Below are 912 nucleotides of genomic sequence, written 5' to 3' on the forward strand. Positions count from 1 at the left end.
ACGTTATGGGCGATATTCGAGGAACGAAATACTAAAAGACAACATCGAAAGAAATGATATTGAGCGAAATAATTTTAAACTGCAAGAATTATATAGACACCGAAGAAATTATACATTCAATTTTTGCAAAAAGAAATAATGGAAAATTTCTACCCGATTCTGAAGCTTTAGTTTTGGAACTAACTCCTGAAGAAATGGAAATGCAGTTAAGCAGAATAGCCGAAATAAAATGTCCAGGGTTTGAATATTTTTTAGAGATTTTTGTTTTACAAGATTTTTATGATGACCTATTGAAAATTGAAGAATTCAAATCAGACGTTAAAAAAGTTGAACGAATTATATACTATGCGGAATTTGATGCTTGATTAAAATGACTATACTTGAGAAACAAATTAATTTAATAGCCCAGAACAAAACTGAATTTGACAAAGGTCAAGAACTAATCTTGAAAAGTTCTGAATTTGATTTTAATGAAACATTTGAAATTCTAAAAAATTACATTTTTAATTCGATTCCAAATAAATCTGATTACAATTCTGACTCTTATCAAAAAGCAATTGTTAGCATTCCAATTAAACAAACTTTTACACCAATTATCATACTTAATAAATTTTCAACCAAAAATGCTTTTAAAAAATTAAGTGAATTATCTGAAAGTGAATATGAAAAAATAATCATTTCGCTTCTTTGGATTTTTAAAATTACAGATACTGAAAGACGAGAAACTGAATGTAAAAATGGATGCGGACATTATTGGCACAATATCACGTAAAAATACCGCCCATAACAGCCACTACAACGGATTTGGGCATTGGGTTTAATGGAAAGATGGTTTTGTATTTGTGATGATTTGGCAAATCCGAAAATAGGGCTTAATTTAACCCCAAACCCGCTGTAGTGCCAGAACGTTAG

General features: G+C 29.6%; 2 protein-coding genes. Both read left to right on the top strand.

All coding sequences use genetic code 11. The features are described from left to right. Positions 1–53: 53 nt before the first annotated feature. Positions 54–365, top strand: a complete 312-nt coding sequence (locus tag DOS84_RS18820) for a hypothetical protein (protein ID WP_111411649.1) — start codon at positions 54–56, stop codon at positions 363–365. A gap of 5 nt (positions 366–370) precedes the next feature. Beyond that, positions 371–772 (top strand): DUF5958 family protein, encoded by a 402-nt coding sequence (locus DOS84_RS18825; RefSeq protein WP_111411650.1) that lies wholly within the window; start codon positions 371–373, stop codon positions 770–772. The last annotated feature ends 140 nt before the right edge of the window (positions 773–912 follow it).

Origin of the sequence: Flavobacterium aquariorum (genome assembly GCF_003254745.1) — a bacterium.
Lineage (GTDB): Bacteria > Bacteroidota > Bacteroidia > Flavobacteriales > Flavobacteriaceae > Flavobacterium > Flavobacterium aquariorum.